Raw genomic sequence first — 25,566 nt, forward strand, 5'->3', positions numbered from 1 at the left:
ACGGGCGGCTCACGGGTCGCTCCGCACCTACCGGCTCCACCCGTTCGTGCCACAGTGGGAGACCCGGTGCTGCCCGTTCGTGCGGACGGAGAGACCCCGGGCGCGTCTCCGGTCAGTCGTCGGTGGTCGCCAGGTCGGGGTTCGCGGCGTCGACCGCCACGTCGGTCGCGTCGACCGTGAACTCGTCCATCAGCGCGCGAAGGTCCGCGGCCTGATCGGCGATCGTTCGGGCGGTCTCGGTCACCGACTCCAGTTGATCGGCCTGCGTCGTCGCGGTGTCTGCCGCCTCGCCGGCGCGGTCGGCGGTCCGTTCGCTCACCTCGGTGGCCTGGTCGGTCATCGAGACGACCTCCTGAGCAGAGGCCGCCTGATCGTCGGTCGCATCGCTGATCTCGCGGACGCCGTCGGTCGTCTGCTCGACCTTGTCGGCGATGTCCTCGAGCGCGTTCAGCGCACCCTCGGTCGTCTCGACGCCGCTCTCCACGTCGTCCTGCATGGCCTCGATGTCGGCGACCGCCTCGCGGGTCTGTTCGGACAGTTGTGTGAGGAGGTGGTCGATCTCCTGGGTCGCCTCCCGTGTCTGTCCGGCGAGTTCTTTCACCTCGTCGGCGACGACGGCGAATCCGTCGCCGTCCCCGTCGGCGTGGGCCGCCTCGATGGAGGCGTTCAACGCGAGGACGTTGGTCTGCTCGGCGATGTCGTCGATCAGGTCGACGATCTCGGCCACACGGTCGACCTCGTCGTCGAGCGCCTGCACGTCCGCGACGGTCTCCTCGGTGGCCGTCTCGATGGCGGCCATCTCCGCGGCGGCCTCGCTGGCGGCCGCGGCCCCCTCGGTGGCCGCGGCCTCGGTCTCGGTGGCCAGGTCGGCGACGGTGTTCGCCGTGGCCGCGACCTCCTCGACGGTCGCGCTGAGATCGTTCATCTCGTCGGTGACGCCGGTGAGCTGCTGGTTCTGTTCGACGGCGTCCTCGGCGATCCCCTGGACGCTCTCGGAGACGGTCCGACTGCGTTCACGGGAAGACTCCGTCGCTTCCACCGCACGGGTCGTCGACTCCGCCACGTCGTCGGCGAACGACCGGACGCGGGCGACCGTCTCCTCCAGATCGCTCAGCGTCTCGTTGAACGCGCGGGCGATCTCGGCCATCGCCGAACTCTCGTCGTCCGGGTCGAGTCGGCGGGTGAGATCGCCGTCCGCGCAGGCCCGGATCACCGACCCGTACTCGTCGGCGGTCGCCTCCAGATGTTCGTTGAACTCCTCGGCCTCCCGGCGGGCGGCCTCGGCCTCGTCACGCGCGGCCTCGGCGTCCGCACGGGCTTCCTCGCGGGCGCGCTCTATCTCGTCGATCCGGTCGGAAAGCGAGTCGCGCATGCTCGCGAAGGAGGCAAAGAGGGTCCCGATCTCGTCGTTCCTGGTCGTCTCCATCGACACGTCGAGGTCGCCGTTCTCGATGGACTCTGCCCGGTCGACGAGTCGGTTGATCGACGTCGCCGTGGGCCGGACGATCACGAAGCCCAGCAGGAACATGCTCCCGGCGACCAGTCCGAAGATGAGCGCGAGATACTGGAGCGACTGCCAGCCGACCGCGTAGGCCGAGGTGGGCGCTCGCATCAACACGAGGAGGTCGGTGCCCGGCACCGGCTGGTAGCTGAGGACCGTCCCGTTGGCCTCGAAGATCGCTCCCTCGGCGGTCGTGTTGGTGAGAATCCGCTCCTCGCCGGCACCCCTGTAGAGGTTCGTCGACGACTGATTGGCGTCGTACAGCATGAACCCGTTGCCGTCCATCACGGTCACGCGAGAGCCGTTGACCTGGTTCTGGAAGTCGAAGGAGTCGGAGACCGAGACTTCGACCGCGACCGAGTGGTTCGCGCCGGGCACGGGGCTGACGAACGCGGCGTAACGCTCCCCGTCGACGAGATAGGACTGTGAGAGGTACACGTCGTCCGGACCGTCCAGGCCGTAACTGTTCCGGGTGATCCAGGGGACCCGCATGCTCGCGGTCGCGATATCGGCGGTACTCCCGACGACCGACCCGCGGTCGAGGTCTACGTAGTGGACGGCGCTAACCTCGTCGGCTAACCCCGACTCCGTGTCCGCGAGGGCTCGCTGTAACGCCGGCCCAGGTTCGGCCTCGAGCGAGCTGGACGTCGAGACCGTGCGTGCGGTGGTCCGGTACTGCGTGAGCCACTGGTCGACCGCGCCGCTGTTGCGCTCGGTATCCGTGTCGAGCTGGTCGTAGACGGTCTGCTGTTCGGCGTCACCGAGGACGCCGACGACACCGAGCAACGCCACCGCCAGCAACAGGAGAATCACCGCGACAGTAAAAACGAACTGCCGGATGTACGTCCGGCGGACGCGGTCAGGGAGGTATCGTGTGAGCCGGAAATCCATATGTCAGCGTTCCTCAACCGATTACAATAAGCGTTCGTCCCTCATTATGTGGTCTGATAATCGATCGGCGGGGTCTCGTCCGACAGGCGAGCTCCCGTTTCGGGCGACTCGTCGAACAGTATCGATCTCGATAACGGAGCGACACCGGGGCCGGTCGGTGGAACGGTGGGACCGGCGAGCGGCAGCCGTCGCTATCGGGCTTCGGTGTCGAGAATGCGAGCGACGGCGTCAGAGACGGCCGACCGAGTCGACGTCGACGGACTCGACGCCCTCGACGGTGCCGAAGGCCTCTTCGACGGCATCGGTGCCGCCGGCGTCGTCGGGGACGACGACGGTCGGAAACAGCGCGACGAGGCCGAAGGCCACGTCGTCACGCTCGAATCCGTTGATCTTGGCTCCCTCGGGGAGGGACTGTTCGAGACGTTCCTGCAGGGCGTCCAGGTCCACGTCCGGGCTCTGCGGCATTACCTTGATCTTGGCTGCGACTTTTCCCATGATAGTGAATTGCAGCAGGGGGTTGATTGCCGTTGCGATTCAGGGTCCGGTGAACCCGCAGTCCGGGCACTCGTAGAGGTTGCTCTGCTTGCGGCACTTGGCGCATCGGTAGATCTGATGGCCACAGTCCGGACACTTGAACGCGGCCGCGTTCGTCCCCGAGATGTTGATCCCGCAGGAGATGCACTTCTGTTTTCGCTTTTGCTGAGTGTCGCTCATACCTACCGCGAAGACAGCCCGACATATAACCCTTAACAAAAGGCGTAGCCGTGGCGCCGGCAGGGTGTCCCGGGACGGCAGACCTCACGAACCCGGCAGGATGTCGCCAAGCGCGGAACCGATGGCCATCGGGACGAACGCGACGGCACAGGTACAGAACGCGAGCCACGGGTTCGCCCAGTCGACGCGACCCCAGACGGTACTCATCGCCAGCGAGAGCAGGAGCGAGACGCCGAGCACGCCAACGAGGCGGCGGGGAAGGAAGCCCAGCAACGGCTTGTAGATCCGCACGTCCTGAAACTCGGCGACGTAGAGGATACCCACCGTCGTCGCGACGGCGAAGGCGAGGGTCCCGACGAGGTAGACCGGACGAGTGGCGACGAACGCGCCGACCTCCTGGGTGCCGCCCTCGACCATCATCGGGATTCCGAACAGGAGCGCGCCGAGCGTCGCCTCCACGAGGTCCGCACGGTCGAACCCGACGATCGTCCGGCCGAACACCGCGGGCTCTTCGACTTCGGTCGCGGTCTCGATGATCTCCTGCATCCGTTCCCGACGGGCCGGGTCGGTCAACGACTCCTCGTATTCGTCGAGTTCGTCGAGCAGGTCACCCAGCGTCGGTGGTTCGTCGTCCGATTCGTCGCCCTCGCGGGGCCGACGGCGCTCGTCGGATTCGAACTCGTCGCCGCTGGCCTCCGCGGCGTCCGCCATCGCCTCAGATCACGTCCTCGATGTCGTAGTCCTCGTCGTCGGCCACGTCCTTCGGTTCGCCGCCTTCCCAGACGTAGAAGCCACGGCCGACCTTCTTGCCAGTGTCGCCCTTCTCGACTTTCTCGCGGAGTATCTCGGGCGGCTCGAACCGGTCGCCCAGTTCCTCGTGGAGGTACTCACAGATGTCGAGTCGCACGTCGAGCCCGACGCGATCGGTGAGTTCGAGCGGGCCCACGGGGTGGTTGTACCCGAGTTCCATCGCGGCGTCGATGTCCTCGACGCTGGCCACGCCGTTCTCGACCATCCGCATGGCCTCGACACCCAGCGCGACGCCGAGGCGAGAGGACGCGAACCCGGGCGTGTCCGTGACGACGACTGGCTCCTTCCCGAGGCCGTCGACGAACTCCTCGGCGCGGTCGGCGGTCTCCTCGTCGGTCTGGTCGGCCAGGACGACCTCGATCAGGCCCATCTTGTGGGGCGGGTTGAAGAAGTGCAGGCCGACCGAGCGTTCGGGGTGTTTCAGTGCCGCCGCGATCGAGGAGACCGACATCGAAGAGGTGTTCGTGGCGATGATCGTCTCCTCGTCGACGTGGTCTTCGGTGTCGGCGAAAGTCTCGCGTTTGAGCTCCAGATCTTCCGGAACGGCTTCGATCACGAGGTCCGCGCCCTCGAGCGCGGAATCGAGGTCGGTCGTCCCGTCGAGGTCGTCGACGGCCTGCTCTTTCTCCGCGGCGGTGAGGTAGCCGCGTTCGACGCCAGCGCTGAGCCGGTTGGTGATCGTGTCGATGGCGTCCATCACCACGTTCGGTTCGATGTCGCGGATGCTCACGTCGTGGCCGGCTGCTGCACAGACGTGGGCGATCCCGGCGCCCATCGTCCCTGCGCCGATAACTGTGACTCGCATGGCAAGACCCGCGCGTCCGAGGGGTTAAACGTTTACGAGAGTTTCCGGCCTACGCACCGTCTTCGACGCGCGCTTTCCGCCCGTACCGGATCACGCCCTCCTGCGTGTAGATCCGCCGGACGACGGTCGCGACCGGGTCGCCAACGTCGGGCGAGGTCTCCGCACCGACGACCTGCAGGGGCATGCTGACGGACTCCCCGTCGGCCTCGAAGGCCGCGATGGCGACGCCGTACTCCCCACTCTTCTGTTGCTGGACGGCGAATTCGGGTGGTTCCCCGCCGCGCGAGACGGCGGTGACCGCCTCGACCTCGCCGGTATCGGGCAGTTCGACCGGTTCGAACTCCACGAGAGAGCGGCAGTCCGGGCACGCTCCTTCCGGCGGGAACGCCAGCGAGCCACACTCCGGACAGCGGCCCGCGACGAGGCGATGGCGCTGAGGGATCGACCGCTTCCACGTCGGTACGGAGATGTACGCCGCGCCGCCGTTCGGTTCGCCGCTGGTCACGTCGCCGCGGCGACGCAGGTACTCGGCGTAGGTCAGATCGGTGCCGCCGTCCAGCGCCAGGTCGGCGGGGACGGATTCGCCCGCCTCGACGACGAAGGCATCCGCGCCGCCACCGCTCCCGTAGCCCACGCCGAGCACCGTCTCGGTGCCGTCCGCGAGCGCCGTCGCGAGCGACAGGGGCACGCTCGCGGCGCCCGTGTCGCCGAGGTCCTGCACCGTCGCGCAGGTGTGGATCGTCCCGTTGTCCAGCCCCATGGCACCGGCCGCGCGGTATGGCAGGCCGCCGTCGGGGGCCTGGACGGCCGCGGCGTCGGGGTCGTCGGGGGCGTCGACGGCGTCGACCGCGCCCGCGAGCGTCTCCCGGAACGCCTCGCGGTCGTAGCTGGTGACCTCGATGCCTTCCACCTCGCCGCGGCCGGCTCGCCGGAACCGCGTGCCGGGATAGGGTTCGGCGTACTCCGCGCGGTCGGTGACCGGTGCCGGCGCGTCCGGTCCGACGAGGACGGCGGCCGCGCCCGCCCCGGCGGCGTGTTCGTGGGCGTCGCTCGGTTCGCCCCGCGGGCAGTCCGCGGCGACGACCAGCGCGAGCCCGTCGGTGTCGGCGTCCATCGCCGCGAACAGCGCCCGGGTGCCGGCCCGCGTACTCCCGGTGAACGTCTGCCGTGTGACGTCGTCGGCGACGCCGAGGAACGAGCCTAGCCGAACGGTCGGGTCGTCCTCGGCCATCGGCGGATTCGTGGTGGCGAACCCGAGCCAGTCGACGTCGGCAACGTCGACGTCGCCCGCGGCGAGCGCGCGCCGGGCCGCCTCCCAGCCCATCGTGAGCGCGTCCTCGTCGGCCTCCGGCACGGCCTTCGTCTCGATGCCCGCGGCCTCGAAGCTCCCCCAGGCCTCCGCGAACTCCTCGGCCGCGACCCGGAGTCCGGGCGCGTACGCACCGACGGCGTGAATCCCGTCGTCGCTCATGCGGCATCACCCCCCAGGCCTCGTTCGAAGACGTGGACGACCGCCGCACCGCCGGAGCCGCCGACGTTGTGGGTCAGTCCGATCTGCGGGTCGTCGAGTTGGCGCTCGCCGGCCTGTCCGGAGAGTTGCTTGAACGCCTCGACGACCTGTCCGGCCCCGGTCGCGCCGATGGGGTGCCCCTTCGATTTCAGGCCGCCCGAGGTGTTGACGGGCATCTCGCCGTCGCGTTTCGTCGTTCCGCTGGCGACGAACTCGCCCGCCTCCTCGGGTTCACAGAGCCCCAGATCCGAGTAGGCCATCAACTCGGCGATGGCGAAGCAGTCGTGCACCTCCGCGAAATCCAGGTCGTCCGGGCCGTAGCCAGCCATCTCGTAGGCGCGGTCGGCGGCGTACTGGGAGGCCGGGACGGCAGTGTAGGTGTCGCGCTGGAACAGGCCCACGCGGTCGCTGCCGGCACCGACGCCGGCGACCCGGATCGGATCGTCCGTGTAGTTCTCCACGACGTCCTCGCTGGCAAGCAGGACGCAGGCCGCACCGTCGGTCGTCGGACAGCAGTGATAGAGGTTGAGGGGGTCCGCGACCGTCGGCGCCCCCATCGCGTCCTCCAGCGAGCACTCGAAGCCCAGCTGGGCGTGGGGATTCTTCGCGCCGTTCTCGTGGTTCTTGACGGCGACGTGGGAGAGCTGTTCGCGGGTGGTGCCGTACTCCTGCATGTGCCGGCTGGCCATCTGGGCGTAGACGCCGGCGAACGTGGTGCCCGAGAGGCGTTCCCACTCGGTTTCGCCCGACACGCCGAGCCAGTAACGCACCGCGTCGCCGGACACGTCGGTCATGATCTCCACGCCGCTGGCCAGCACCACGTCGGCCATCCCGCTCCGGATGGCCTGCACGCCCTGCCGGACCGAGTACCCCGAGGCGGCACAGGCGTTCTCGACCCGCGTGACGGGGATGCCGTGCAGGCCGACGTGTTCGGTCACCGCGGGGCCGGGCAAGCCGAGCTGCCGGCCCCCGACGCCGAGGGTCCCGACGATGGCCTCGTCCACGTCCTCGGATTCGATACCGGCCGGCACGCTGTCACAGGCGTTCTCGAACGCCGTGCGGAACAGCGACCGGTAACTCTCGCCCGGGAACGAGCCGTAATCGGACTGGCCCGCCCCGATCAGGTACGCGTCGCGCATACGTACCCTGCAAACCCGTGGGTCATAAACTTGTCACTACGGAACGGCAGTTTGTGCCGAATCTGGTACGTCATCGGTATCGAGCCGTGAAGACGGGTCAGGCAGCCGCGGCCACGTCGGACGCGTCGACCTCGAACAGCCGCGAGTTACAGTCCTGGCAGGTGACGGCGACCACGTCGATGGTTCGACAGCAGGACTCGACGACCTCCTGGCCGAACCGGACCTGTCCGTCACAGGCTGGGCACTGCTCGACGAACAGTCGGAGGCCGGCAAGCAACTGTCCGCGGCCGGCCGGATCGGTGTCGTCCCAGCCGTCGTGGTACTCTGGGAGGACCCGACCCGTAGCCACGTCGGCGAGGAAGGCAGCGCGGGATTCCCAGCGCCCGACGTTTTGCCCCTCGGCGTGGGCGACGAAGGCGGAGCCGTACTCCTCGAAGGCCAGGTCCTCGGCGTCGATGCCGACGATTGCGGCGAGGGCTTCGCGGTCGGCCTCCTCGTCGCGCTCGCGCTCGACCTGGTCGCGGAAGTCCGCGGCGAACGCCGGCGTCAACCCCAGATCGCCGTAGGACTTCTCCTCCAGTACGCCCGCGTCGACGAGCGTGGCCTCCACGTCGATCTCCTCGGGTTCGGCGGGGCCACTCGTCCGTGTCCTGGTCTCGGCCTTGTCGAACCAGGCCAACACCCGCTCCGGAAAGTAGCGTTTCGTCAGCGTCGGCGTCCCGGGGACCAGATACCCCCGCAGGTAGATAGCAGCGACCGAGAGCGTGAACACCATCCCGCCAGCGGTGGTGCCGACGACCGACCCCGCGACAGTCGTGACGACGTACCCGACGGCGACGGCCAAGACGATCGCGATGACGGTGTTCACCACCGTACACGGCACACAGCGATTCTCCCCCGTGTATTCGGGTCGACGGACCCGACTCAGAACCGTTCCCATGCCTCTCAGTAACGTCGGGCGAGTAGAAAATATTATCGACCCAACCAATTACTCGCGACGATCGCGGATTCGCTCGACGGCCGGCGCGAACCGGTCGTCGTCCGCGAGGGCGTCGAGGACGTTCTCCTCGGCGATGTCCAGCGCGTAGGCCGGGCGGCCCTTCCCCGTCGGTGACTCCTTGCGTTTCTCGCCCAGGAGGTCGGCGGATTCGAGCTCCGAGAGGGCGTTGATGACGCGCTGGCGCGTGACGCCACCGGGCACCATCTCGTCGAGCTCGTCGAATTCGTCGAGTAGATCTTCGCAGACGCCGGTCACGTCGAACGAGTGGACCGGCACGTCGTCACGGGCCCGTAGGTCGATCACCGAGAGTAACACGAACCGGTGGAACGGGTCGACGCCTTCGATATCGGCACCTGGCATGGGCAAGGCTACCCTCTATCGCCTAAAGAAAGTGTGGACTTCTCGCAGCCAGCGGGAACGGCGGTCAGGGGCAGAGACCGATCTCCGGCCGCTCACAGACGGCTCGTGCCGAAGACGGTTCGTCCGGATCGTCGAGTCGCGAGACGAGTGCGGCGAAGGTGGGCGTGTCGAACCGCCCGATGACGGACGGCCCGAGGAGGGAGCTCGTGAAGGTCAGCGGGGCAGTGAGGCCGACTCGGCGGACGAGACCAACCGCGACGCGACAGCAGTCACAGGACACCGTGGAGGGTCCCGCCCCGCCGTCGGTGTCTCGGTCGGTCGTGAGTGCGCGCGCCACGTCGAGGGCCGTCAGGTCGAGGTCCTGGCCCTCCGTGCGGTAGACGGTGGCGGCTTCGGGCCGATCGCGGTTGTTCCGGGTCGTGTACTCCAGGGTGGCCGTCGGCCGCCTGTCTCGGTTACGGTGCCGGCTGACGGTGAGGTGTGCCGTCTCGGCCTGCAACGTGTCCACGTCGAACGTCACGACGGTGCGGACGCGTTCACCGTCGGTGACCCGGGCGGCGGTCGTCGTCTCCGGAATGGGGCGGATGCGACTCCGGCGTTTGCGAGCCACGTCGAGCAGCCGGGCGTACTCGTCGGTCCGACGGGCTCGGACCGCGACGGTGTTGGCTGCGTCCCCCGCCAACCACTCGACGTCGATCTCGCGGTCCGGCTGCTGGGTCGCCGCGTCGGGAAACATCGCCGCGACCGCGCCCGGCGTGTCCGCGTCGAGGACGAGCCGGGACGCGACCCCCGATTCGTCGATCGTCTCCCACAATCCGCCGACCCGGTCGGCCTCGTCCCCGCGTCCGTCGTGACCGGACCGAGACCAGTCGTCTGTCGTATCGTCGTGATTACCGTCCATCGTGACCACGGATGAAACAGTGTCTTACGTTGATATTATGTTACTGTACGTCGAAACGTAACGGTCGATGAGGGGACCGCTCACTACCCGGCGACCGTCGGCAGGTGGTGAGGAAAACGTCTGACGCACGTCTGTCGGAGCGCCGACGGAGCGCTCGGTCGTCGAGCCGAGGAACGGTTGGCGTAGAAAAATTATTATCACGGCGGGAAATACGCCGGTACATGTCACGACCGTCGCCGACCGAGGTCGCTTCGGTCCTCTCGAAGCGGGCGGATGTGCTGGACACCTTGCGGGAGCAACCGCGCTCTAAATCGGAGATCTGCGACGCCGTCGGTGTGTCCCGTTCGACCGTGGACCGAGCTATCGACGAACTGGGCGATTTCGACATCGTCGAGCGGTCGCCGCCCGACGGGTACCGGCAGACGGAACTGGGGTGTCTGCTGTGTACCGCCCGGAACTCGTTCTGGGAATCTATCGAGGGGGCGTACGAAGCTTCGGCCGTCGAGTCGCGGTTCCCGGGGGGCGACCGCGGCGAAGCCGTCGTGTTCGACGGTGCGGAGGTCGTCCGGCCGAGGCCGCACGAGCCCGACCGCCCGCTGCAGCATCTCCTCGACCTCGTCGAGACAGCCGACCGGTTCCGGGGATTCTCACCCGTCGTCCTCGGACACCTCGTCGACGCCTGTCACGAGCGGGTCGCGGACCACCGGCTCGACCTGGAACTCGTGGTCACGCAGGCGGTCCTGACATGTCTCCGGTCACGCTACCGCGAGAAACTCCCCCTCCTGCTCGCCGAGTCGGACGTCCGTCGATATACGGCCGGTGCGCCGTTCCCGTTCGGTCTGGGCATCTTCGACCACGGTGGGCAACAGACCGCCATCCTGATCCTCTGTAGCAGAAACGGGATCAGTGGCGTCGTCGAGAACGATTCCCGGGCCGCGGTCGGCTGGGCGGGTCAGCTGTTCGAGGAGACCGCGGACGCTGCGACGCGGGTCCTGCCCGACTGACCGGCACGCATCGCGAAGCTTTACCGCCGCGGGGGTCCGATGACCGGGCATGACCGACGACGCGTGGTTCGCCGACCTCGATCCGGGGGACCGAGAGACAGCCGCGGGGCGGATACGGGGCGGGCGCGCCGACGCATCCGCCGACTGGCCTGCGCTGGCCGTCGAGACCGGCTTCGTGGCCGACGAAGACGACTACTACGACCGACTCCGCGACGCGACGCTCGACGCTGCGCGAGCGGCCGTCGAGGAGGCCGAGGGGGCCGTCGATCAGCAACTCGTCCACGCCGTGCGGGCGATGGACGACTGCCGGCGACAGGCCAACGAACTCGCCGAGCGAGTGGCGGAGTGGGGGAGCAGTCGCTTCGAGAATGCGGGCACTGGCGTCGAGTACGCCCGCGAACTCACGGACCGCGATCCGACAGGGGCGGGGGACAGACGGGCCGTCTCGCTGGCCCGCCGGGTCGTCGCACTCGACGAAGAAGCCGACGCCATCCGGGAGTACGTGGAGACGACGACGCCCGAGGTCGCGCCGAACCTCGCCGCGCTGGCCGGCCCCGTCCTCGCCGCTCGCCTGCTCTCGCTGGCGGGCGGGCTGGAGTCACTGGCCAAGAAACCCAGCGGAACGGTGCAGGTGCTGGGGGCCGAAGACGCCCTCTTCGCCCACCTCCGCGGGGACGCCCCGTCGCCCAAACACGGGATCATCTACACCCACGACGCGGTTCGAGGGACCCGGCCAGCGGACCGCGGCTCCGCGGCCCGTGCACTCGCGGGGAAGCTCTCCATCGCCGCGCGGATCGACCACTACAGCGGTGACCGGCGGCCCGAACTCGAAGCGGAACTGGACGAGCGTATCGCGACGATTCAGGCGCGGGCAGGCGGCGCGGGGGCGGGTGAGGATGCCTGACCTGCCCGACGGGGTCGAGCGCCGGGACGTCGGTAGCGAGACGGGCCTGGCGACACAGGGACCGCCGGCCTACGGCGAGCCGACCGACGGCGCGGGGTGGCGACACTGGAACCCGCGACGCTCCAAGCTCGGCGCGATGCTCGAAACCGGGATGGACACCGGTCTCGCGGGCGGTGAGACGGTCCTCTACCTGGGCGCGGCCGCGGGGACGACGGTGAGCCACGTCGCGGACTTCGCGGGGCCGACCTACGCCGTCGAGTTCGCGCCCCGGCCCGTGCGGGACCTGCTGGGCGTGGCCGAGGACCGGGACCGACTCTTCCCGTTACTGAAAGACGCACGCAAGCCCGAGACGTACGCCCACGTCGTCGAGCCGGTGGATGTCGTCGTGCAGGACGTGGCGACCCGGGGGCAGGCCGAGGTGGCGCTGGCCAACCGGGAGTTCCTGCACGACGACGGTCGCCTCCTCATGGCAGTGAAGGCCCGCAGCGAGGACGTGACCGCCGATCCCGAGGCGGTGTTCGACGAAGTGGTCGAGACGCTCTCCGAGGGGTACGAGGTGCTAGAGCGCGAGCGGCTGGAACCGTATCACGCCGACCACCTCGGTGTCGTGGCACGGCCGCGCCGAGAACCGCGGTGACGCGAGTGTAACCCCGGGCGTTCCGGAGGGGAACGTTTTAGCCGGGGGGAGTCCAACCCGCGGAAAGATGGACCGGAGGGGCTCTTCCGAGACGTTCACCCGGATGGGAACGCTGGGTATCGAAGAGGAGTTTTTCGTCGTCGACGACCGGAACCGGCCGACCTCCGGCACGGACGACCTCGTCTACGAGAGCGACCCGCCGGAGATCCTGGACGGCCGGCTGGACCACGAACTGTTCAAGTGCGTCGTCGAGACCCAGACCCCGACGATCGGTGCCGACGACCTCGACGAGGCCCGCGAGCAACTGGCGGCCGTGCGGTCCGCACTGGTCGACCACGCCGAGGCCCACGGCTACGGCATCGCCGCGGCGGGGCTGCACCCGGCCGCGAAGTGGCGCGAACTCGAACACGCAGAGAAGCCGCGCTACCAGGCGCAACTCGACCGGATCCAGTACCCGCAACACCGGAACACGACGGCGGGCCTGCACGTCCACGTCGGGGTCGACGACGCCGACAAGGCGGTGTGGGTCGCAAACGAGATCCGCTGGCACCTGCCGATCATGCTGGCGCTGTCGGCCAACTCGCCGTACTGGAACGGGTTCGACACCGGCCTCCACTCCGCGCGGGCGAAGATCTTCGAGGCACTCCCGAACACGGGCGTGCCGACGACCTTCGACTCCTACGCCGAGTTCGACGAGTTCGAGCGCACGATGGTCGAGACGGGGTCGATCGACGACCGTGGCGAACTCTGGTACGACGTGCGCCCACACTCGGGACTGGGCACCGTCGAAGTGCGGGCGCCCGACGGCCAGGCCGACCAGGAGACGGTCATGGCGTTCGTCGAGTACACCCACGCGCTCGTGACGGATCTGTCAGAGCGCTACGAGGACGGCGAGAGCGGCCGGAAACACCGACGCGAGCCACTGGACGAGAACAAGTGGCGCGCGATCCGACACGGTCACGAGGCCGAACTGCTCTCGCGTGACCTGTCCGAGACCGTCGACCTGGGCGAACTCGTCGACCGCGAGTGCGAGCGTCTGGGCGTGAGCGGGATACGGGCGGTCTACGACGCCGAGAGCGGCGCGGAGCGACAGCGGCGACTCCACGACGAGGACGGGATGGACGCACTCTGCCGATCGCTGAAATTGTAGCCAAGGATTTTTACCCGGGAACTTCCTTCCGTCGGAATAGAAGCAACTCATGTCCACAGACGACGGGCCATCCGAACCGGAGGAAGAGGGGCTGGACGTAACCGACAACGAGGCCGTCCGCGACCGACTCGAAGCGGAGAGCGACCGGGCGGTCGAGCGCTTCGACGACGGCGTGGTCGACCTGCTGTCCTGGGTCCTCGACACGGAGACGCGGGCACGGATCTACGTCTATCTGCGCCAGAATCCCGACAGTACGAGCGACGAAGTCGCGGATGGCACTGGCCTGTACCCGAGTACCGTTCGCGAGGCGCTCGCGGAACTCCACGACGAGGAGCGCGTGACCCGGAGCAAGCGCGAGAGTGGGGGCGCTGGGAACAATCCCTACGAGTACACCGCCATCGCGCCCAGTGAACTAGTGTCGAGCATCGTGGGCGACGTACAGTCGGAGCTGAACACGGTGTTCAATCTGGACGATCATCTCGACGAGGAGCCGACCGAATCGCCGGACGTGACCGACGAACCGGTGACGATCACCGTCGAGGAATCGGACCAGTGACACCAGTCGGGGCGGGGCAATCCGAAGCCACTAAACCCTGAGGGGACCATGCCGAGAGATATGAAGGTCGCGCTGGGCGGGACGTTCGACCCCGTACACGATGGGCACCGTGCGCTTTTCGAGCGCGCGTTCGATCTCGGTGACGTCACCGTCGGGCTCACGAGCGACGAACTCGCACCGAAGACCCGCGACGAGGATCGCCACGTCCGGACGTTCGAGCAACGCCGACGCGACCTCGACGCGGAACTCTCAACATTCGCCGACGAGTTCGACCGCGAGTACGAGATCAGACAGCTCACCGAACCCACAGGTATCGCCACCGAATCACAGTTCGACGTGCTCATCGTCTCCCCCGAGACCGAGACTGGCGGTCGCCGCATCAACGAAATCCGCCGCGAGAACGGCGACGACCCCCTCGAGATCGAGGTCGTCGACCACGTCTACGCGGACGACGGCGAGATCATCTCCTCGACGCGGATCGTCAGGGGCGAGATCGACGAACACGGGAATCTCACGCCCGACCGGGACGGACGGCCGAAACGGGAGACGGAAACCTGACTCACCAGTCCGGGGCCTCCAACCCGGCGCGTTCGAGCAACTCCTTCCACCGCTGTTGGACCGAGAGTCGCGAGACACCGACAGCGTCGGCCACCTCGCCCTGCGCGCGACGGTCGCTCGTGACGAGCGTCGCGACGTAGAGACTGGCAGCCATCGTCGGTCGCTTCGAGCGGTCGCTGTCGGGCAACGTCGAGAGGAACAGATCGGCCGCTCGCGTCCGCGCCTCGTCGTCGAGATCGAGTCGGTCGGCCGCCGCTTCCAGCTCGGCGAGCCACTCCTCGTTGTCGACCTCGTCGCTGGCGCGATACATACTCGTCCGTTGACCGGCCGGAAATATAAACGCTGTCGCCACCTACGACGGCCTATGTCAGGCACCGTCGAGCGGATCTGGGTGACCGACGAGGGATCGGCTCCCGTGGCGGCCGTCGAGGAGATTCGAGCTGTCCGCGGCGGCTTGGACGGCGACCGGTACCAGCGCGGCACCGGCTACTACTCCGGGTTCGACGAGTGTGAAGTGACGCTGATCGAGGCCGAGGCCATCGAGCGCATCCGGGAACGGGAGGGGATCGACCTGACCGACGGTCGCCACCGCCGGAACGTGGTGACCCGTGGCGTCGACGTCCACGAGTTGCTCGACACGCGGTTCACCGTCGGGGAGGCGACCTTCGAGGGGACGCGCCCGCGACCACCCTGTGCGCACGTCGAGCAGGTAGCGCGCGAGGAGGGGGTTGCGAAGTCACTGGGAAACGACCGAGGCGGAATCTGTGCCCGCGTGATCGACGGCGGGGAGTTCGTCGTCGGCGACGAGATCGAGATGGGCGAGTCGGTCGCCCCAGACCCGGACGGCCTCGCCGACGCCATCAGGGACCGACTGTCCTGAATCACCAGGGCGTCACGGCGTCGGCCAGCCACGGGAGCGGCGGGTCGTCGAACGGCCACTGGCCACACGTGGGTTCCTGCAGGGTCCCGCCGGTCGCGTACACGAAGGCTCGTTGTTTCTTGTCCATCCGGTAGTGGCAGGTGGCCGGCCGGCGCTGTTCCCAGTAGATCGTCTGCATCGAGGGGACACCGGGCGGACGGTCAGCCAGCGGGCCGTACTCCACGGTCCCGAACGACTCCTGCAGGTCCGCCAGTTCGTCCCGGACGGGCGTCGTCGCGGCCTCGTTCCAGTGCAAACTCGACGCGACGAGCAGGACGACGAGTCCGAGCAACAGGACCCGGCGTGAGGGTGTTCGCGTCTCGGCGGCGACCGCCCCGACGCCGAGCGCGGCGAAGGGTGCCGCCATGACCGCGTCGATGGCACCGGCCATCTCGACGAAAAAGAGGACCTGGTAGCCGATACCGCCGACCGCGACCCACCAGTACTGCGACCAGTCGCCGTCACTGGCCAGGAACCAGCCGTAGATGCCAAGCGGAAAGATAGCGATTCCCCAGCCGATCTCGTAGATCGGTTCCAGCAACCGGGACGCCAGCGAGTACTCCCCCGCGCCGTAGAGCGGCGTGAGGACGACCTCGACGAACAGGGGGACGAGATTCCCGGTGAGCGCGAACGGTGCGACGACGAGCACGGTCACGAGCGCACCCCCAGCGAGCGCACGCTGGAGCCCCAGCCGACCGTCGTCGGCGTAGCCCATCGCGATCACGAGCAGGGCCAGCGGCGCGCCGAGGTGCCAGAACCCGGCGGTGGCGGCGGCGGCGGCACCGCTCGCGAGGGAGCGGTCTTCGACGGCCAGTAGCAGGGCGAGCGCGCCGAAACACAGCGCCATGTACTTCGGCCGGATGCCGGCCCAGGGGTAGGTGAACAGCGTCGTGACGACGAACACCGTCCACCCGGCGGCCAGGCTGGCGACGCCGTCGCCGGTGAGTCGGTAGTTGATCACGCCGACGAACGTCACGCCGGCGACGATGGCCGCTGCGGCGACGACGACGCTCAGGACGTGCAGGACGGCCACGTTCCCGCCCGAAAAGAAAGCGAGCGGCGTCGTCACGGCGTAGATCAGCGGCGGTTTGAGGTCCCAGAAATCGACGTATGGGGTCGCGCCCTGGGTGACGTACCAGCCGCCGTGCTGGAACAGTGCGGAGTCGTCGCTGACGTACCAGGGATGATCGAGGAACTGGTAGCCGGTCCCTGCGACGAGGAGGGCGATAGCGCCACCGAGCAAGAGGGGGAACCAGCGGGTCTCGATCCAGTCGTGGAGGTCGGTCCGCGTTCGCGGGACCGTGGAGAGCACCCCCTGCATCTCTTGATCGGGGATTTCGGTTCGTCTCGTAAGTCAGTTGGCAAACCGTTCGGGGGCGGTCGGTCCGGCTCGTGACGTTTATAAGCAGGCGTCCGAAAGTGGGGGTGCGCGCGGGTTGCCGAGCCAGGCCAAAGGCGCAGCGCTTAGGACGCTGTCCCGTAGGGGTCCGCCGGTTCGAATCCGGTCCCGCGCATTGCTGTCGCGAACAACTCGTGAGCGACAGCGATCGCCAGCGGATTCGAACCCTGGAAGACGCGCGCAACGAAGTGAGCACGTCTTCATCCGGTTCGGATCCGGTCCCGCGCATTCTGCTGCGACCAGTCCGCTGGCGGCCCTTCCCGTCGTTGCTAAAGCGGTTCGGCTGTGATTTCCGACAGGGCGTCCGAGGTCACGAGACGAGGTCGACGCCGAGGATCTCGAAGCGAGCGCCGCCTTCAGTTCCCTCCGTGACGTGGATCGTCCAGTCGTGGGCATCGACGATCTGTTGCACGATATTGAGTCCGATCCCGATGCCGTCACCACCAGTCGAGTGCCCGTACTCGAACACCTCGGCACGTGCCTCCTCGGGAATGCCCGGCCCGTCGTCCTCGATAGCGAACCCGGCACCGTCGTCGACTGCGCTGACGGACACGGCGACGTCCGGCCCGACGTGGTCGATCGCGTTCCGAAAGAGATTCTCGAACACCTGATTGAGACTGCCGGCGTCGCCTGCGATCCGCATCTTCGTATCGACAGTGAGCGTTGCCGCGTCGGTTTCGACGACCGACCACGCGTCGGCCGCGACGCCATCGATCTCCACGGGTTCGAGAGCGGCGATCGTGTCGCCCTGACGTGACAGCGTCAGGAGTCCTTTCAGAAGCTCGTCCATCCGCGTCACTGCGTTCCCGATGGCGTCGTAGTGGCTCTCCTCGCCGGTCTCTCTCGCGAGGTCGGCACGCATCGAAATGACGTTCAGTGGGTTCCGGAGATCGTGGGCGACGACACTCGCGAACGTGTCGAGGTGGTCGTTCTGCCGTTCGATCTTCTGGACGTGCTCTTCGCGGGCTGTCACGTCGTGAAGGATGACGATCCAGCCGAGAGAGTCATCGGTGACGATCGGAGATCGTCTCATCTCTACGAACGTTCGGGTGCCGCCACGGTCGACAGTGAGTGTGGTGTGAGCAGTCTCGGTATCCGAGATTTCTTCGTACCGTGGAACCACGGCGGAGACGGGGCGACCGACCACGTACCCGTCGAGGGCCAGTATCTCGCGGGATGCCGGGTTGAGGTCCACGACGCGTTCACGGTCGTCGAGGACGACGACGCCCTCGTCCATACTGTCGAAGGTCGTCTCTCTCGCGATCGGTTTCAGATCCAGAAGCCGGTAGCGAAAGACAGCGATACCGAAGGTGAACGCCGAAAACGCCAACAACGCTGGCGTGTAGTTGATTCCGACACCGTCGGGTGGATAGAGGCCGGCGACTTCGAGTACGTTGACGAGAAACGGAAGCACGAGGCCCAGCAGGAGCAACGCGGATGGCCCTCTGAACGTGTGGTGCTGTCTGAGTGCGGTCCGGAGCAGGATGTAGCCACCCGCCGACAACAGAACGTAGCTGTACGACAGATGGAGTGTATACAGCGGCCCGTTCCCCGTCTCCAACAGAACGAGGTCGCCCACCGTCACCAGCGTCGCGTCCGTGAGCGCGATAGACGCAGGATTGGTCAGAAACGCGATCAGTAGCGCGCTTGGGATGAAGGCTACTCCAGCGACCGTGCGGGGAGTGATCCAGTCCTCGAACCCGGCGTAAGCGAGTGAAAAGAGCAACCACGCAGGTGGGACCGTCACAGCACCGACGTGGAGGAGCCTGTATGCCACTAGCTTCGTGCCGAGGGATTGGCTCGCCACCTGAAACGCGTACACGAACGACCATTCGGCGGCGGCGAGACTCAAAACGACGAACGCGACAAGGTGGAGTTGTCGCTCCGAGCGACGGAGCAGACCGACCCCGTACAGTGCCCACCCCGCGGCGACCACGGAAGAGAAAAACAGGAGAATAAGATGTGGAGTCTGTTGCCAGGCCATCTACCTAACAACCTGCCGGATGGACCGAATATTATACTTGCGTTCGCTTTCCCAAGGCTGACAGGTTAAACGACTGTCGTATACGAAATACAACGTCCGTGACAACAGAGTCCTTCGATCGTGGTGGTTCCGCGCGAGATGACTGATCGACAGTAACTGGTCAGGCTGGAACAGGACGATCGGGAGCGCGACCGACCGCGATGGTCGCTCCCAGCGGTGCGTCGATAAGAGTCGTGGCCCCAGCCCGAGGGGGACTCTGGAGGCGAGGACTGTCCTACCACGCCGGCACCGGCTTCGAACACGCACCATCCCGAACCAGAATCACCACGTACTGGCCGGGTCCGAGTTCCTGTTCGTCGCCGTAGAAGTCGTTGCGGGGGGTGAGCCCCATCGGCAGGATGTCGACCAGCGAGCCGGGCGTCGGTCGCTGGGGGACGTAGTTCGGCGGGCGGGGGCCGAACTCGACGGCGACCTCGTAAGCGTAGTCACCCTCCAAGAGGCCGCGGACGTACGCGGCACGCCGGGAGACGTTTCGGCGGACGCCAGCCTCGCGCTGGGCGGGGGGCACGTCCCGGAGGTACAGCAGGTTCTCGTAGGAGAGCTGCACGTACTCGGGGCAGGTGACGTTGCGGTCCTCGTGGCTGGCGGGGCCCCAGCGGTGGGCGACGGACATCCGGTGGGGGACGGCGGTCTCGTCGAACCCGTGGTGGTAGGTGGCCATGGTGGCGTTTTCGGGGGCGGTGCGGTCGAGCCAGTCAGTCGCGGCGTCCCGCGGAGTGGTGGCGTAACCGGCCACGCCGACGCCGGCGAAGGCGGCGGTCGTGACGAGCAGGACGGCGATCAGCGGCCCGCCGAGTGGAGGCCGGCGGTCCCGGAACCGGGCGAGCGCGTCGGCGGTCAGCAGGGCGACGAGGGGAAGCGTGGGGAGCAGGTGGTGGGGGCGAACGTCGTGCCAGCCCGAGAGCACGGCGAGGAAGGCGGCGAGCAGGGCGAGAAGCAGGATTCGAGCGTCGCGGTCCGTTGGACTGGCGGTGGCGCGGTCGCCCGAACCGGGGCGGAGCGCGGCGATGCTCGCGAGGACGCCGGCGATCCCGGCGGCGGTGAGCGGGAGGCCGAAGCTGGCGAGGTAGCCGCGGAGGAACCACCACCAGGTTGGCGCGTCGGGCCCGAGGGCGACACCGGCGCGGCCCGCCGACTGCCCCACGAAGCGTTCGATGACGAGATCGACGTGCCCCACGAGCAGCGTCGGGAAGCCCAGCGCGATCACGGCGGCGCCGGTCGCCGCGCCGCCGACGAGGAGGCGCGGCCGCCGGAGGGCGTCCGGGAGCGGGCGATCGTCGCGCCGGGCGCGGAGCAGGTACCCGAGGCCGATGACGGGGACGATCAGGCCGGCGGTGAGTTTGAACGCGACGGCGAGGCCGCCGGCGGCGCTGGCTTCGAGAAACCGGCGGCGCGAGCCGGTCTGGACCGATCGGACGAGCAGGTAGAGCGCGAGCAGGAGGGCGAAGAGGGCGGGCACGTCCTCGCCGGCCTCGTGGGCGAGCATGGCGAGGCCGAAGGTCACCGCGAGGAGGGCGGCGGCGAGGCGGCCGGTCGCACGGTCCCGGAGGGCGGTGCCGAGGCGGTAGGTCAAGTAGACCGACCCGACGGCGAGACAGGCGTTGACCAGTCGGGTAGCGACGAGGCTCCCGGTCCAGATCCAGGCCGGCGTCGCCTGCCACGTTTCGAAGTAGCCGTACTCGACGTTCAGCGAGTGGACGCCGGCGAGCGCGCCGCCCTCGCCGAGGAGGAGTGCGAGGACGACGACCGGGAGGACGGCGAGGGTGTAGAGGTAGAACGTGGCCCCGAAGGGGGCCCGGCCCCAGGCGACGGACTCCCGGAGGGAAGCGAGACTGGGGTCCTCGATCAGGGAACTGTAGACGACGAGGGAGTCGAGCAGGCGGTCGCGTTCGTCCCAGGTGACGAAGTTTGGGACGCGGTGCCATACCCAGAAGCAAGCCAGGAGGGCGGCGACGAGGAGGATCACGACGAGGTAGGGGTCCGCCCGGAGGTCGCGGCGAACCTGCCCGCCGATCCGCTCGATCGGTCCCGACGCCACTATCATTCGTGTGGTGTGAACCGTCCCTCGCGGATTGCGCTTTCGGGACGCGGTGGGAGCGCGTCCCCGACCACCGCCGGTGTCCCGGGGCGGACAGTTCCCGCCCACTGAGAACTTTGTCGCGAGCATATAAGGAGCGAACGCGTTCGTCCACACGTGTACGAACGTATCCTGGTTCCGACGGACGGGAGTACAGGGACGGCCCACGTGGCCATGCAGGCGCTGGACCTCGCCGAACAGTACGACAGCACGGTGTACGTCCTCCACGTCGTCGACGAGACGGCGAGTTCACTGCTGGAAGCCACCGGCTCGGAGAACGAACTGGAAGAGCAAGGCGAGCGCGCGGTCGAGCGCATCGAGCGGATGGCCCAGGTCCACGGGGTCGACACGGTGACGGAGATCCGGACGGGCGATCCGGCGTCGGGAATCATCGACTACGCCGAGGAGACCGAGGCGGACCTGATCGTCGCCGGGACCCACGGGCGGTCGGGCGTCCAGCGCCGTCTCATCGGGAGCGTCGCGGAGCGACTGGTCCGACACGCGACCTGCCCGGTGATGACCGTTCGCCTGCCCGAGTCCGACGAGACGGTGACCGACGAAGCGGACGCGCGGGAACTCGCCGAGGAGGCGCTGGCACAGAGCGACCGCGGCGACGGCGAGATAACGGGCGTCGAACGCCAGGTCAGCGTCTGGGTCGTCGACATCGAGAGCGACGAGGGCGAGTCACTGGTCGCCTATATCGACCCGGTGACCCAGCGGACGAGTCTGGTCGCGCGGCACTGAGCGGGCCGAACGGATCGCACGACGATTTTCACCGCGAGTTCCGAAACCGGAGGGCACTTACCCGACAGCGCCACACGGACAGGTATGCGTATCGCCGACCGGGTGCGGGTCGAGGGCGGGAAAGAGCGGATCACCGTGGTCCCGGAGACGCTCGACGACCTGTGGCACCTCACCTACGTGCTGGAACCGGGCGACCGCGTCGGCGGGGACACGACGCGGCGCATCCAGCGCAACGACGACAAGATGCGCGACACGGGCGGCGAGCGCGAGCACATGTACGTCACGCTCGCGGTCGAGACCGTCGAGTTCGCCCGCTTCGCCAACCGCCTCCGGGTCGGCGGCGAGATCGTCGACGCCTCTCGGGAGGACCAGCTTGGCCACCACCACACCCTCAACGTCGAGGAGCGCGACGAACTGGAGGTCGAGAAACGCTGGAAGTCAGACCAGCTGGAACGGCTGAACGAGGCCGTCGAGGCCTCCGAGAATCCCGACGTGGCCATCGCCACGGTCGAGGAGGGGCAGGCCTACGTCCACACCGTCGCACAGTACGGCACGGAGGAGCGTGCGAGCATCACCGCCCCGACGGGGAAAGGCGAGTACGCCCGCCCCCGCGAGGAACTGTTCTCGGACCTGACGGACGTGCTGGCGCGGCTGGACGTGGCCGCGATCATCCTCGCCGGCCCCGGCTTCACCAAACAGGACGCGCTGGACTACATCGAGGACGAGAACCCCGACGTGGCCGAGTTGATCACCACGGTGGACACGAGCGGCGTCGGCGACCGCGGCGTCCACGAGGTCCTCAAACGCGGTGCGGTCGACGAGGTACAGGAGCAGACCCGCATCGCCGAGGAGGCGGACCTCATCGACGAGTTGATGGACCAGATCGGCCAGGGTGAGAAGGCGGCCTACGGGCCCGAACAGACCGCCAAGGCCGCCGACTACGGAGCGGTCGACCACTTGCTCGTGCTGGACGAGGCCCTGCGTCGGGAGCGTGCCAGGGAGGGCGAGTGGGACGTGGACGTGGACGACGTGATCGAGTCGGTCGAACAGCAGGGCGGCGAGGTGACGGTCTTCTCCAGCGAGTTCGACCCCGGGATGCAACTGGCGAACCTCGGGGAGATCGCGGCGGTGTTGCGATACCGGCTGGAGTGAGTGCGACGGTGCGGGCGGTGCCCTGCGGCGTTTCCTGATCTGTTACGGTCGCAATCGTTTTGAAGGGGTATTCCGTTGGTCGAGTCGATACGGATCGAGAGATGGGTTCCCAAGAGGCGGATTTCACGTCACAGGTCGCTGACCTCAACAAGTACGGACAGGCGCTGAACAACTGCGAGTCCGTCGAGGAGGTCGTCTCGCTGAGCCTGGAGGCCGTGTCACTGCTCTTTGGCTTCCCCTACACGACGTTCGTCGAGGTACGCGACGGTGACCTGCGTGTGGTCCACAGCACCTACCCCGCGGTCTCGGCGGGGGACGAACCGCTCGCGGTGGCCTACGAGGCCTTCGAGAGCGGCGAAACGACGATCAAGAGCGGCGAGGCTGCCGGCGAGGCCGAAGACGGCGTCGGCGCGACGCTGGCGGTGCCGGCGACCATCGCCAGCGACGTGGTGGCGATCATCGTGACCCGTTCCGTGGAGAACCAGGAGTTCGGCGACGAGGTCGTCCGGCCGCTGGAGATCCTCTCGACACACGCGGCGACGGCAATCGGGAACATCCGCTCGCGGGAGCGACTCGAGCGCGCGCGTCGGGACCTGGAGAAACGCAAGGAGATGGTCGAGATGTACGACCGACTCCTGCGCCACGACCTGGGCAACGACCTGCAGGTGATCTCGGCGTTCTCCGACGAGATCGCACAGAACGTCGACGACGAGTGGGGAGACTACGCCGAGCGCGTCCACCGGACCGCGGAGGGTGCGATGGATCTGATCCGGCGCGTCGGCGACCTCGTGTCGACGCTGGAGCGGCAGGACGAGCCGACGCCGCGGTCGCTCTCGGAGACCCTCTCGGCGGTCGTGGCCGACGCCCGGGATCAGTACGACACGCTGACGGTGGAATTCGACCCCGAGGCGTTCGACGTGCGCGTGTACGGGGGCGATCTACTGGATTCGGTGTTCACGAACGTCCTCACCAACGCCGCCGTCCACAACGAGGGCGAGGTCCACGTCCGCGTCCAGCGGGCCGACGCCCGCGAGGGTCGGGTTACGGTCTCCATCGCGGACGACGGGCGCGGCGTGCCCGACGACGTCGCCGACCGACTGTTCGAGATGGGTGTCAAGAGCAAGGACAGCGACGGGACCGGGTTCGGCCTCGGGTTCGCGAAGGCGCTCACCGAGTCCTACGGCGGCGACATCGACGTGACCGGGAGCGAGCGGGGCGGGGCGGACTTCTGGATCACGCTGGATCGGGTCTGATCAGTGGTCGTCGGTGAGGGTCGCGACCGCGTCGCTGATCTCTCCGACGCGTTCGGCCTGGGTGCCGGTCGTGGCCGCGATGTCGTCGGCGGCGGCCGACACGTCGCGGGCACGCTCGACGGCCTCGTCGACCATACTGGCGATCTCTTCGGCGCTGGCCGCCTGGTCGTCGGTGGCGGCGGAGACCTCGCGGATCCCCTGGGAGGCCTCGGTGACCGCCTCGGCGATCTCCTCCAGGTCGGCCATCGCGGCCTCGACGGCTTCGATCCCCCGCTCGACGCGCTCGTTCGTCTCGGCCAGTCCCTCGACGGTGTCCTCGGTGTCGGCCTGGATCCGGCCGACCATGGTCTCGATCTCTGCGGCGTTGGCCTGTGACTCCTCGGCCAGGTTCTTCACCTCGTCGGCGACGACGGCGAACCCTTCGCCCGCTTCGCCGGCGCGAGCGGCCTCGATCGAGGCGTTCAAGGCGAGGATGTTCGTCTGGTCGGCGATGTCGTCGATCACGTCGACGATCTCGTCGATCTCCCGGACCCGGTCACGGAGGTCGTCGAGATCGTCGGCGACGGTGTCGGCGGAGTCGCTCACGTCTCTCATCACGTCGATGGCGTCGCTGGCCGACTCCTGGCCGGTCTCGGCGCGGCGCTCGGCCTCGTCGCTCGTGGCTTTCACCTGGTCGGCCGTCGACGCCAGTTCCTCGATGGTCGCGCTCATGTCGGAGACCTCGGCGGCGATCGTGTCCATGTTCTCGCTCTGTTCGCTGGTGAGCGCGTCGATGTCGTCGGCGTTACCCGAGACCTCGTCGGCGGCCGTCTCCAGATCGGTCAGCGGCGACTCCACGTCCTGGCTCACTTTCCGGGACTGTTCCCGTCGGCGTTCGGCCTCGCGTTCGACCCGCTGGTTGTACGACTGAATGTAGGTGTCCATCGCGACCTGCTGGTCGAGATTGACGATCTTCGTGAGCGCGAGGGTGCGCTCGACCACCTCGTCGACGGCGTCGTCGACGGCGGCCTCGACGTCGCCCTCGCTCGATGCCGTGGCGTTTTCCTTGGCCCGTTCGCCGATCTCCGAGAGGAGGGACCGATAGTAGATCGAGTACGCACCGAGATAGACACGAGGGCCCAGATCGAGCATGTCGTGGATCTTGCCGATCCGCGCGCGGCGCTCGAAGTAGTCCTGCCCGTAGTCGCCGCGCCCGAGGTCGAGGAGGTACTCCCGCTGTGTAGTCTTCAACTGCTCGACGGTCTTGCTGGAGCGACCGAATATCTCGACCGTCCGCTCGTAGTCGGTGAGGTGGTCGTAGAACTCCTCGACGAGATCGTCGGCGCAGTCCTCGAAGAGGCCGCTCATCCCCTCCAGCGTCGCGGCGGTGGCTCCGTCGAAAGCCGTGAACTCCTTGCGCCAGTCGATCTCCGTGTCGTCGAGCCCGATATCCGCGGCGAGACTACCACCGTCGACGCCGCGGCGATCCGACTCCGAGAGTATATCCGAATCGGACATTTCGTGGTCAGGCTGCAGGCTATCACTCATTACGGCCCCCG

At 67.8% G+C, this 25,566-nt stretch carries 25 protein-coding genes and 1 tRNA gene; 11 read left to right on the forward strand and 15 right to left on the reverse strand.

Translation table 11 applies throughout. From position 1 onward, the window contains the following. Positions 1-112: 112 nt before the first annotated feature. From EAF64_RS18755 to EAF64_RS18800, 10 genes are all read right to left on the reverse strand, one after another. Complete coding sequence (locus tag EAF64_RS18755) at positions 113-2,392, reverse strand: methyl-accepting chemotaxis protein (protein WP_129070511.1); 2,280 nt, start codon at positions 2,390-2,392, stop codon at positions 113-115. 228 nt (positions 2,393-2,620) lie between these two features. Then, complete coding sequence (locus EAF64_RS18760) at positions 2,621-2,887, reverse strand: elongation factor 1-beta (protein WP_129070512.1); 267 nt, start codon at positions 2,885-2,887, stop codon at positions 2,621-2,623. A gap of 39 nt (positions 2,888-2,926) precedes the next feature. After that, entirely contained in the window at positions 2,927-3,106 is a 180-nt protein-coding gene (locus EAF64_RS18765; RefSeq protein WP_092663026.1) for an HVO_2753 family zinc finger protein, read from the reverse strand. A gap of 84 nt (positions 3,107-3,190) precedes the next feature. After that, positions 3,191-3,817, reverse strand: a complete 627-nt coding sequence (locus tag EAF64_RS18770; RefSeq protein ID WP_129070513.1) for a DUF2391 family protein — start codon at positions 3,815-3,817, stop codon at positions 3,191-3,193. A gap of 4 nt (positions 3,818-3,821) precedes the next feature. Next, positions 3,822-4,721, reverse strand: a complete 900-nt coding sequence (locus EAF64_RS18775) for a 3-hydroxyacyl-CoA dehydrogenase family protein (RefSeq protein ID WP_129070514.1) — start codon at positions 4,719-4,721, stop codon at positions 3,822-3,824. Positions 4,722-4,770: 49 nt separating this feature from the next. Next, positions 4,771-6,192: a zinc ribbon domain-containing protein gene (locus tag EAF64_RS18780; RefSeq protein WP_129070515.1), complete on the reverse strand. Its 1,422-nt coding sequence runs from the start codon at positions 6,190-6,192 to the stop codon at positions 4,771-4,773. Further along, positions 6,189-7,370 (reverse strand): thiolase domain-containing protein, encoded by a 1,182-nt coding sequence (locus tag EAF64_RS18785; RefSeq protein WP_129070516.1) that lies wholly within the window; start codon positions 7,368-7,370, stop codon positions 6,189-6,191. The genes EAF64_RS18780 and EAF64_RS18785 overlap by 4 nt, the downstream gene beginning before the upstream one ends. 97 nt (positions 7,371-7,467) lie before the next feature. Next, on the reverse strand, positions 7,468-8,310 hold the full coding sequence (locus EAF64_RS18790; protein WP_129070517.1) for a hypothetical protein: 843 nt from the start codon (positions 8,308-8,310) through the stop codon (positions 7,468-7,470). A gap of 48 nt (positions 8,311-8,358) precedes the next feature. Next, positions 8,359-8,730 carry a hypothetical protein gene (locus tag EAF64_RS18795; protein ID WP_129070518.1) on the reverse strand — a complete coding sequence of 124 codons (372 nt, stop codon included), beginning with the start codon at positions 8,728-8,730 and terminating at the stop codon, positions 8,359-8,361. A 64-nt stretch (positions 8,731-8,794) separates the two neighbouring features. Beyond that, positions 8,795-9,631, reverse strand: a complete 837-nt coding sequence (locus tag EAF64_RS18800; protein WP_129070519.1) for a hypothetical protein — start codon at positions 9,629-9,631, stop codon at positions 8,795-8,797. A gap of 221 nt (positions 9,632-9,852) precedes the next feature. Between EAF64_RS18800 and EAF64_RS18805 the strand changes: the two genes are divergently transcribed. The 6 genes from EAF64_RS18805 (at position 9,853) to EAF64_RS18830 (ending at position 14,440) form a co-directional block, all read left to right on the forward strand. Continuing rightward, positions 9,853-10,635, forward strand: a complete 783-nt coding sequence (locus EAF64_RS18805) for a helix-turn-helix transcriptional regulator (RefSeq protein ID WP_129070520.1) — start codon at positions 9,853-9,855, stop codon at positions 10,633-10,635. A 49-nt stretch (positions 10,636-10,684) separates the two neighbouring features. Beyond that, positions 10,685-11,539 carry an NOP5/NOP56 family protein gene (locus EAF64_RS18810; RefSeq protein WP_129070521.1) on the forward strand — a complete coding sequence of 285 codons (855 nt, stop codon included), beginning with the start codon at positions 10,685-10,687 and terminating at the stop codon, positions 11,537-11,539. Next, positions 11,532-12,176, forward strand: coding sequence for a fibrillarin-like rRNA/tRNA 2'-O-methyltransferase (locus tag EAF64_RS18815; protein ID WP_129070522.1), 645 nt, complete (start codon positions 11,532-11,534; stop codon positions 12,174-12,176). Before EAF64_RS18810 ends, EAF64_RS18815 begins: the two co-directional genes overlap by 8 nt. Positions 12,177-12,243: 67 nt before the next feature. Then, the gene (locus EAF64_RS18820; protein ID WP_129070523.1) at positions 12,244-13,326 is read left to right on the forward strand and encodes a glutamate--cysteine ligase; all 1,083 of its coding nucleotides are present in this window, start codon (positions 12,244-12,246) and stop codon (positions 13,324-13,326) included. Positions 13,327-13,375: 49 nt separating this feature from the next. Then, a complete protein-coding gene (locus tag EAF64_RS18825) occupies positions 13,376-13,882 on the forward strand; it encodes a winged helix-turn-helix domain-containing protein (RefSeq protein WP_129070524.1) in 507 nt (168 codons plus the stop codon). Positions 13,883-13,942: 60 nt separating this feature from the next. Further along, the gene (locus EAF64_RS18830) at positions 13,943-14,440 is read left to right on the forward strand and encodes a phosphopantetheine adenylyltransferase (RefSeq protein ID WP_129070525.1); all 498 of its coding nucleotides are present in this window, start codon (positions 13,943-13,945) and stop codon (positions 14,438-14,440) included. A 1-nt stretch (position 14,441) separates the two neighbouring features. Here EAF64_RS18830 and EAF64_RS18835 read toward each other — a convergent pair whose 3' ends face one another. After that, complete coding sequence (locus EAF64_RS18835; protein ID WP_129070526.1) at positions 14,442-14,750, reverse strand: transcription initiation factor IIB family protein; 309 nt, start codon at positions 14,748-14,750, stop codon at positions 14,442-14,444. A gap of 54 nt (positions 14,751-14,804) precedes the next feature. On the opposite strand from EAF64_RS18835, the gene EAF64_RS18840 reads away from it, so the two are divergent. Next, a complete protein-coding gene (locus tag EAF64_RS18840) occupies positions 14,805-15,320 on the forward strand; it encodes an MOSC domain-containing protein (protein ID WP_129070527.1) in 516 nt (171 codons plus the stop codon). 1 nt (position 15,321) lies between these two features. Here EAF64_RS18840 and EAF64_RS18845 read toward each other — a convergent pair whose 3' ends face one another. Next, positions 15,322-16,680: a DolP-mannose mannosyltransferase gene (locus tag EAF64_RS18845; protein WP_129070528.1), complete on the reverse strand. Its 1,359-nt coding sequence runs from the start codon at positions 16,678-16,680 to the stop codon at positions 15,322-15,324. A 108-nt stretch (positions 16,681-16,788) separates the two neighbouring features. Between EAF64_RS18845 and EAF64_RS18850 the strand changes: the two genes are divergently transcribed. Further along, positions 16,789-16,873: transfer RNA gene (locus EAF64_RS18850), tRNA-Leu, on the forward strand. A 195-nt stretch (positions 16,874-17,068) separates the two neighbouring features. Here EAF64_RS18850 and EAF64_RS18855 read toward each other — a convergent pair. Continuing rightward, positions 17,069-18,742: a sensor histidine kinase gene (locus EAF64_RS18855; RefSeq protein ID WP_129070529.1), complete on the reverse strand. Its 1,674-nt coding sequence runs from the start codon at positions 18,740-18,742 to the stop codon at positions 17,069-17,071. A 274-nt stretch (positions 18,743-19,016) separates the two neighbouring features. Then, complete coding sequence (locus tag EAF64_RS18860) at positions 19,017-20,846, reverse strand: ArnT family glycosyltransferase (RefSeq protein WP_129070530.1); 1,830 nt, start codon at positions 20,844-20,846, stop codon at positions 19,017-19,019. A gap of 150 nt (positions 20,847-20,996) precedes the next feature. On the opposite strand from EAF64_RS18860, the gene EAF64_RS18865 reads away from it, so the two are divergent. The 3 genes from EAF64_RS18865 (at position 20,997) to EAF64_RS18875 (ending at position 24,028) form a co-directional block, all read left to right on the forward strand. Further along, a complete protein-coding gene (locus EAF64_RS18865; protein WP_193767765.1) occupies positions 20,997-21,623 on the forward strand; it encodes a universal stress protein in 627 nt (208 codons plus the stop codon). 84 nt (positions 21,624-21,707) lie between these two features. Then, positions 21,708-22,775 (forward strand): mRNA surveillance protein pelota, encoded by a 1,068-nt coding sequence (locus tag EAF64_RS18870; RefSeq protein ID WP_129070532.1) that lies wholly within the window; start codon positions 21,708-21,710, stop codon positions 22,773-22,775. 101 nt (positions 22,776-22,876) lie between these two features. After that, positions 22,877-24,028, forward strand: coding sequence for a sensor histidine kinase (locus EAF64_RS18875; protein ID WP_129070533.1), 1,152 nt, complete (start codon positions 22,877-22,879; stop codon positions 24,026-24,028). Here the strand turns inward: EAF64_RS18875 and EAF64_RS18880 are convergent, their stop codons facing one another. Beyond that, on the reverse strand, positions 24,029-25,555 hold the full coding sequence (locus EAF64_RS18880) for a globin-coupled sensor protein (protein ID WP_227739062.1): 1,527 nt from the start codon (positions 25,553-25,555) through the stop codon (positions 24,029-24,031). Positions 25,556-25,566: the final 11 nt, after the last annotated feature.

The organism is Halorientalis pallida (assembly GCF_004118325.1).
Taxonomy (GTDB): domain Archaea; phylum Halobacteriota; class Halobacteria; order Halobacteriales; family Haloarculaceae; genus Halorientalis; species Halorientalis pallida.

Bases quoted from the DNA above. Each gene is read 5' to 3' on its own strand.
- EAF64_RS18775 (WP_129070514.1), bottom strand. From the start codon at position 4,721: ATGCGAGTCACAGTTATCGGCGCAGGGACGATGGGCGCCGGGATCGCC.
- EAF64_RS18825 (WP_129070524.1), top strand. From the start codon at position 13,376: ATGTCCACAGACGACGGGCCATCCGAACCGGAGGAAGAGGGGCTGGAC.
- EAF64_RS18815 (WP_129070522.1), top strand. From the start codon at position 11,532: ATGCCTGACCTGCCCGACGGGGTCGAGCGCCGGGACGTCGGTAGCGAG.
- EAF64_RS18805 (WP_129070520.1), top strand. From the start codon at position 9,853: ATGTCACGACCGTCGCCGACCGAGGTCGCTTCGGTCCTCTCGAAGCGG.
- EAF64_RS18880 (WP_227739062.1), bottom strand. From the start codon at position 25,555: ATGAGTGATAGCCTGCAGCCTGACCACGAAATGTCCGATTCGGATATA.
- EAF64_RS18795 (WP_129070518.1), bottom strand. From the start codon at position 8,730: ATGCCAGGTGCCGATATCGAAGGCGTCGACCCGTTCCACCGGTTCGTG.
- EAF64_RS18830 (WP_129070525.1), top strand. From the start codon at position 13,943: ATGAAGGTCGCGCTGGGCGGGACGTTCGACCCCGTACACGATGGGCAC.
- EAF64_RS18845 (WP_129070528.1), bottom strand. From the start codon at position 16,680: ATGCAGGGGGTGCTCTCCACGGTCCCGCGAACGCGGACCGACCTCCAC.
- EAF64_RS18870 (WP_129070532.1), top strand. From the start codon at position 21,708: ATGCGTATCGCCGACCGGGTGCGGGTCGAGGGCGGGAAAGAGCGGATC.
- EAF64_RS18810 (WP_129070521.1), top strand. From the start codon at position 10,685: ATGACCGACGACGCGTGGTTCGCCGACCTCGATCCGGGGGACCGAGAG.
- EAF64_RS18800 (WP_129070519.1), bottom strand. From the start codon at position 9,631: ATGGACGGTAATCACGACGATACGACAGACGACTGGTCTCGGTCCGGT.
- EAF64_RS18840 (WP_129070527.1), top strand. From the start codon at position 14,805: ATGTCAGGCACCGTCGAGCGGATCTGGGTGACCGACGAGGGATCGGCT.
- EAF64_RS18855 (WP_129070529.1), bottom strand. From the start codon at position 18,742: ATGGCCTGGCAACAGACTCCACATCTTATTCTCCTGTTTTTCTCTTCC.
- EAF64_RS18760 (WP_129070512.1), bottom strand. From the start codon at position 2,887: ATGGGAAAAGTCGCAGCCAAGATCAAGGTAATGCCGCAGAGCCCGGAC.
- EAF64_RS18835 (WP_129070526.1), bottom strand. From the start codon at position 14,750: ATGTATCGCGCCAGCGACGAGGTCGACAACGAGGAGTGGCTCGCCGAG.
- EAF64_RS18780 (WP_129070515.1), bottom strand. From the start codon at position 6,192: ATGAGCGACGACGGGATTCACGCCGTCGGTGCGTACGCGCCCGGACTC.
- EAF64_RS18765 (WP_092663026.1), bottom strand. From the start codon at position 3,106: ATGAGCGACACTCAGCAAAAGCGAAAACAGAAGTGCATCTCCTGCGGG.
- EAF64_RS18860 (WP_129070530.1), bottom strand. From the start codon at position 20,846: ATGATAGTGGCGTCGGGACCGATCGAGCGGATCGGCGGGCAGGTTCGC.
- EAF64_RS18790 (WP_129070517.1), bottom strand. From the start codon at position 8,310: ATGGGAACGGTTCTGAGTCGGGTCCGTCGACCCGAATACACGGGGGAG.
- EAF64_RS18755 (WP_129070511.1), bottom strand. From the start codon at position 2,392: ATGGATTTCCGGCTCACACGATACCTCCCTGACCGCGTCCGCCGGACG.
- EAF64_RS18785 (WP_129070516.1), bottom strand. From the start codon at position 7,370: ATGCGCGACGCGTACCTGATCGGGGCGGGCCAGTCCGATTACGGCTCG.
- EAF64_RS18770 (WP_129070513.1), bottom strand. From the start codon at position 3,817: ATGGCGGACGCCGCGGAGGCCAGCGGCGACGAGTTCGAATCCGACGAG.
- EAF64_RS18820 (WP_129070523.1), top strand. From the start codon at position 12,244: ATGGACCGGAGGGGCTCTTCCGAGACGTTCACCCGGATGGGAACGCTG.
- EAF64_RS18875 (WP_129070533.1), top strand. From the start codon at position 22,877: ATGGGTTCCCAAGAGGCGGATTTCACGTCACAGGTCGCTGACCTCAAC.